The sequence below is a fragment of the Enterobacter sp. 940_PEND genome (genome assembly GCF_001059415.1).
In the GTDB taxonomy this organism is placed as follows: Bacteria; Pseudomonadota; Gammaproteobacteria; order Enterobacterales; family Enterobacteriaceae; genus Enterobacter; species Enterobacter cloacae_M.
In genome coordinates, this window is sequence record NZ_JUMS01000089.1 from 1 (window position 1) to 6173 (window position 6173).

The window sequence follows — 6173 nt, forward strand, 5'->3', positions numbered from 1 at the left end:
AGGAAGTCACTGTCGTTCTCAAAATCGGTGGAGCTGCATGACAAAGTCATTGGGCATTATCTGAACATAAAACACTATCAATAAGTTGGAGTCATTACCCTTTTTTCAACTTCTGATGGATGCGAGTGATTGAACTCATACATTAATGTTTTCCCACGAAGTCTTTTTTCAGGTAAGCCTTCGCACATATCGGTAAATAGCTTGCCTGCTTTTATTTTTTCTGTCATCGACATGTTCATTTTTAACATTCCGTCCTGATAAGTTGGTCGGATAAGGCGCTCGCGCCGTATCCGACATTAATTTCTTAAGCGACTTCATTCACCTGGCGACGCAGCAGAGAAAGTGGGCCGGGGCCGCTAAGCGTGAACACGGAAATTAAGGTGAAGCCCAGCGCCACCAGACCCAGCACCAGGTAAGCGCCCTGGAAACCGATGCTTTCATACATATTGCCCGCCAGAATAGACATAAAAATCATCGCCAGTTGCTTAAAGAAGCAGAAACAGACCAGATAAATCGTCGCTGAAAAACGCACTTCAAACTGGCTGGTAATATATTTAAAGCAGCCCACCAGCAGGAACGGTACTTCAAACATATGCAGCGTTTTCAGAATAACCACTTCCAGTGCTGAGGTAGCGAACGATGAGCCAATAATACGTACTGACATAATAGTGCCAGCCAGCAGCAGGGCGTTTTTCCCACCGATGCGATTAATGATCAGTGGCGCAAAAAACATAATCGAGGCGTTAAGTAATTCGCCCATTGTCGTTACGTAGCCAAATACCCGCGTACCCTGTTCACCGGTAGCAAAGAACGAAGTAAAGAAATTAGCAAACTGTTGGTCAAAAACATCGTAGGTGCAGGAAACGCCAATAACATACAGTGACAAAAACCACAGTTTTGGCTGTCTGAACAGTTCCAGCGCCAGCTTAAGGCTAAATGCCGAATGGTTGGCACCTACCGCATTGGCAACCGTGGCAGAAGAGGGCGCATCCGTTTTGGCGAAAAAGAGTAAAACGGCGAGGATGAATGCACAGCCAGAACCCAGCCAGAAAACAAACTGATTATTGATGGTGAACATGATGCCGACAATCGAGGCACACAGCGCCCAGCCAACACAGCCAAACATCCGCGCGCGACCATATTCGAAATTACTGCGACGGCTGACTTTCTCGATAAATGCCTCTACTGCTGGCGCACCGGCGTTAAAACAAAAGCCTAGATAAATACCACCAACAATCGATCCTACTAAAATGTTGTATTGTAACAGTGGCCCGAAGATAAAAATAAAGAACGGCGCAAACATCACTAACATGCCGGTAATAATCCACAGCAGGTATTTGCGCAGCCCGAGTTTGTCAGAAAGCAGACCAAACAGCGGTTGGAATAATAGCGAGAACAGAGAAATAGCGGCAAAAATAATACCCGTATCACTTTTGCTGATATGGTTGATGTCATGTAGCCAAATCGGGAAAAACGGGAAGTAGGCTCCCATGATAAAAAAGTAAAAGAAAAAGAATAAACCGAACATCCAAAAGTTTGTGTTTTTTAAATAGTACATAATGGATTTCCTTACGCGAAATACGGGCAGACATGGCCTGCCCGGTTATTATTATTTTTGACACCAGAGCAACTGGTAATGGTAGCTACCAGCGCTAAGGTGGAATTCCGCCGACACTGACGGGCTCCAGGAGTCGTCGCCACCAATCCCCATATGGAAACCGTCGATATTCAGCCATGTGCCTTCTTCCGCGTGCAGCAGATGGCGATGGCTGGTTTCCATCAGTTGCTGTTGACTGTAGCGGCTGATGTTGAACTGGAAGTCGCCGCGCCACTGGTGTGGGCCATAATTCAATTCGCGCGTCCCGCAGCGCAGACCGTTTTCGCTCGGGAAGACGTACGGGGTATACATGTCTGACAATGGCAGATCCCAGCGGTCAAAACAGGCCGCAGTAAGGCGGTCGGGATAGTTTTCTTGCGGCCCTAATCCGAGCCAGTTTACCCGCTCTGCTACCTGCGCCAGCTGGCAGGTCAGGCCAATCCGCGCCGGATGTGGCGTATTGCTCGCCACTTCAACATCAACGGTAATCGCCATTTGACCACTTCCATCAATCCGGTAGGTTTTCCGGCTGATAAATGAGGTTTTCCCCTGATGCTGCCACGCGTGGACCGTGGTAATCAGCACCGCGTCGGCAAGCGTATCTGCCGTGCACTGCAACAACGCTGCTTCGGCCTGGTAATGGCCCGCCGCCTTCCAGCGTTCGACCCAGGCGTTAGGGTCAATGCGGGTCGCTTCACTTACGCCAATGTCGTTATCCAGCGGTGCGCGGGTGAACTGATCGCGCAGCGGCGTCAGCAGTTGTTTTTTATCGCCAATCCACATCTGTGAAAGAAAGCCTGACTGGCGGTTAAATTGCCAACGCTTATTATCCAGCTCGATGCAAAAATCCGTTTCGCTGGTGGTCAGTTGCGGGATGGCGTGGGGCGCGGAGGGGAGTGTCACGCTGAGGTTTTCCGCCAGACGCCACTGCTGCCAGGCGCTGATGTGTCCGGCTGCTGACCATGTGGTCGCGTTCGGTTGCACTACGTGAACCGTTAGCCAGAGTTGTCCGGCGCTCTTCGGCTGCGGTAGTTCAGGCAGTTCAATCAACTGTTTACCTTGTGGAGCGACATCCAGAGGCACTTCACCGCTTGCCAGCGGCTTGCCATCCAGCGCCACCATCCAGTGCAGGAGCTCGTTATCGCTATGACGGAACAGGTATTCGCTGGTCACTTCGATGGTTCGCCCGGATAAACTGAACTGGAAAAACTGCTGCTGGTGTTTTGCTTCCGTCAGCGCCGGATGCGGCGTGCGGTCGGCAAAGACCAGACCGTTCATGCAGAACTGGCGATCATTCGGCTTATCGCCAAAATCACCGCCGTAAGCCGACCACGGATTGCCATTTTCATCATATTTAATCAGCGACTGATCCACCCAGTCCCAGACGAAGCCGCCCTGTAAACGGGGGTACTGACGAAACGCCTGCCAGTATTTAGCGAAGCCGCCAAGACTGTTACCCATCGCGTGGGCGTATTCGCAAAGGATCAGCGGGCGCGTCTCTCCAGGCAACGAAAGCCATTTTTTGATGGACCATTTCGGCACAGCCGGGAAGGGCTGGTCTTCATCCACGCGCGCGTACATCGGGCAAATAATATCGGTTGCGAAGGTGTCGGCTCCGCCGCCTTCATACTGTACCGGGCGGGAAGGATCGACAGATTTGATCCAGCGATAGAGTGCGTCGTGATTAGCGCCGTGGCCTGATTCATTCCCCAGCGACCAGATGATCACACTCGGGTGATTACGATCGCGCTGCACCATTCGCGTTACGCGTTCGCTCATCGCGGGTAGCCAGCGCGGATCATCGGTCAGACGATTCATTGGCACCATGCCGTGGGTTTCAATGTTGGCTTCATCCACCACATACAGGCCGTAGTGGTCGCACAGCGTGTACCACAGCGGATGGTTCGGATAATGCGAACAGCGCACGGCGTTAAAGTTGTTCTGCTTCATCAGCAGGATATCCTGCACCATCGTCTGCTCATCCATGACCTGACCATGCAGAGGATGATGCTCGTGACGGTTAACGCCGCGAATCAGCAACGGCTTGCCGTTCAGCAGCAGCAGACCATTTTCAATCCGCACCTCGCGGAAACCGACATCGCAGGCTTCTGCTTCAATCAGCGTGCCGTCGGCGGTGTGCAGTTCAACCACCGCACGATAGAGATTCGGGATTTCGGCGCTCCACAGTTTCGGGTTTTCGACGTTCAGACGTAGGGTGACGTGATCGGCATAACCACCACGCTCATCGATAATTTCACCGCCGAAAGGCGCGGTGCCGCTGGCGACCTGCGTTTCACCCTGCCACAAAGAAACCGTCACCCGCAGCTCATCGCGCAGCTCGCCGTACATCTGAACGTCTGCCTCCAGTACAGCGCGGCTGAAATCATCATTAAAGTGAGTGGCTACATGGAAATCGCTGATTTGCGTGCTCGGTTTATGCAGCAACGAGACGTCACGGAAAATGCCGCTCATCCGCCACATATCCTGATCTTCCAGATAACTGCCGTCACTCCAGCGCAGCACCATCACCGCGAGGCGGTTTTCTCCGGCGTGTAAAAATGCGCTCAGGTCAAATTCAGACGGCAAACGACTGTCCTGTCCGTAACCGACCCAGCGCCCGTTGCACCACAAATGAAACGCCGAGTTAACACCATCAAAAATAATTCGCGTCTGGCCTTCCTGTAGCCAGCTTTCATCAACATTAAATGTGAGCGAGTAACAACCCGTCGGATTCTCCGTGGGAACATACGGCGGATTGACCGCAATGGGATAGGTCACGTTGGTGTAGATAGGCGCATCGTAACCGTGCATCTGCCAGTTTGAGGGGACGATGACAGTATCGGCGTCAGGAAGATCGCGCTCCAGCCAGCTTTCTGGTACCGCTTCTGGTGCCGGAAACCAGGCAAAGCGCCATTCACCATTCAGGCTGCGCGACTCTTGGGAAGGGCGATCGGTGCGAGCCTCTTCGCTATTACGCCAGCTGGCGAAAGGGGGATGTGCCGCAAGGCGATTAAGTTGGGTAACGCCAGGGTTTTCCCAGTCACGACGTTGTAATACGACGGCCAGTGAATCCGTAATCATTGTCATAGTTGTATCCTGCGTGAATTGCTATCCGCTCACATTTTCGCATAACATACGAGCCGGACACATAGAGTGTAAAGCCTGGGGTGCCTAATGAGTGAGCTGACTCACATTAATTGCGTTGCGCTCACTGCCCGCTTTCAAGTCGGGAAACTTGTCGTGCCAGCTGCATTAAGGAATCTGCCAACGTGCGGGGAGAGGTGGTTTGCGTATTGGGCGCCAGGGTGGTTTTTCTTTTCACCAGTGAGACGGGCAACAGCTGATTGCTCTTCACCGCCTGGCCCTGAGAGAGTTTCAGCAAGCGGTCCACGCTGGTTTGCCCCAGCAGGCGAAAATCCTGTTTGATGGTGGTTAACGGCGGGATATAACACGAGCTGTCTTCGGTATCGTCGTATCCCACTACCGAGATATCCGCACCAACGCGCAACCCGGACTCGGTAATGGCGCGCATTGCGCCCAGCGCCATCTGATCGTTGGCAACCAGCATCGCAGTGGGAACGATGCCCTCATTTAGCATTTGCATGGTTTGTTGAAAACCGGACATGGCACTCCAGTCGCCTTCCCGTTCCGCTATCGGATGAATTTGATTGCGAGTGAGATATTTATGCCAGCCCGCCAGACGCAGACGCGCCGAGACAGAACTTAATGGGCCCGCTAACAGCGCGATTTGCTGGTGACCCAATGCGACCAGATGCTCCACGCCCAGTCGCGTACCGTCTTCATGGGAGAAAATAATACTGTTGATGGGAGTCTGGTCAGAGACATCAAGAAATAACGCCGGAACATTAGCGCAGGCAGCTTCCACAGCAATGGCATCCTGGTCATCCAGCGGATAGTTAATGATCAGCCCACTGACGCGTTGCGCGAGAAGATTGTGCACCGCCGCTTTACAGGCTTCGACGCCGCTTCGTTCTACCATCGACACCACCACGCTGGCACCCAGTTGATCGGCGCGAGATTTAATCGCCGCGACAATTTGCGACGGCGCGTGCAGGGCCAGACTGGAGGTAGCAACGCCAATCAGCAACGACTGTTTCCCCGCCAGTTGTTGTGCCACGCGGTTGGGAATGTAGTTCAGCTGCGCCATCGCCGCTTCCACCTTTTCCCGCGTTTTCGCAGAGACGTGGCTGGCCTGGTTCACCACGCGGGAAACGGTCTGATAAGAGACACCGGCATACTCTGCGACATCGTATAGCGTTACTGGTTTCACATTTACCACCCTGAATTGACTCTCTTCGGGTGCTATCATGCCATACCACGAAATGTTTTGCGCCATTCGGAGGGGGCACGCCGAAGTGAGATTCAAAATGCCGACGTCAGTTCACAGGTGGGTAATGATACCAACGTGTTGATTTCGTATTTTCACTGACACCAGGATCATCCTGATGTTACAAGGATTGAATGACTACAGATTAAAATAGTCATCAACAGGTTGACAGCATTACCGGTAACCCGTTTCAGCTCTTTCTGGAGACGGCGGATCTCGGCCTGAGCA

At 52.6% G+C, this 6173-nt stretch carries 4 protein-coding genes and 1 pseudogene; 1 reads left to right on the top strand and 4 read right to left on the bottom strand.

Annotated elements, in window-relative coordinates; genetic code table 11:
- Window positions 1-84: IS1 family transposase (locus ADJ24_RS12315; protein WP_032083315.1), on the top strand; the 84-nt coding region annotated here is incomplete at its 5' end.
- A gap of 14 nt (window positions 85-98) precedes the next feature.
- On the opposite strand, the pseudogene ADJ24_RS23550 reads toward ADJ24_RS12315, so the two are convergent.
- The 4 genes and pseudogenes from ADJ24_RS23550 to lacI all read right to left on the bottom strand — a co-directional run.
- Window positions 99-239 (bottom strand): annotated as a pseudogene (locus ADJ24_RS23550) (maltose acetyltransferase domain-containing protein); the annotation flags it as partial.
- Between the two features lie 65 nt (window positions 240-304).
- Window positions 305-1558 (bottom strand): lactose permease, encoded by a 1254-nt coding sequence (lacY, locus tag ADJ24_RS12320; protein ID WP_003846917.1) that lies wholly within the window; start codon window positions 1556-1558, stop codon window positions 305-307.
- A gap of 51 nt (window positions 1559-1609) precedes the next feature.
- The gene (gene lacZ / locus ADJ24_RS12325) at window positions 1610-4684 is read right to left on the bottom strand and encodes a beta-galactosidase (RefSeq protein WP_048702577.1); all 3075 of its coding nucleotides are present in this window, start codon (window positions 4682-4684) and stop codon (window positions 1610-1612) included.
- Between the two features lie 121 nt (window positions 4685-4805).
- Window positions 4806-5888, bottom strand: coding sequence for a DNA-binding transcriptional repressor LacI (gene lacI / locus ADJ24_RS12330; RefSeq protein WP_007851507.1), 1083 nt, complete (start codon window positions 5886-5888; stop codon window positions 4806-4808).
- Window positions 5889-6173 lie beyond the last annotated feature (285 nt).

Coding starts and splice junctions, on each gene's coding strand:
- lacY (WP_003846917.1), bottom strand. CDS start 1,558: ATGTACTATTTAAAAAACACAAACTTTTGGATGTTCGGTTTATTCTTT.
- lacZ (WP_048702577.1), bottom strand. CDS start 4,684: ATGACAATGATTACGGATTCACTGGCCGTCGTATTACAACGTCGTGAC.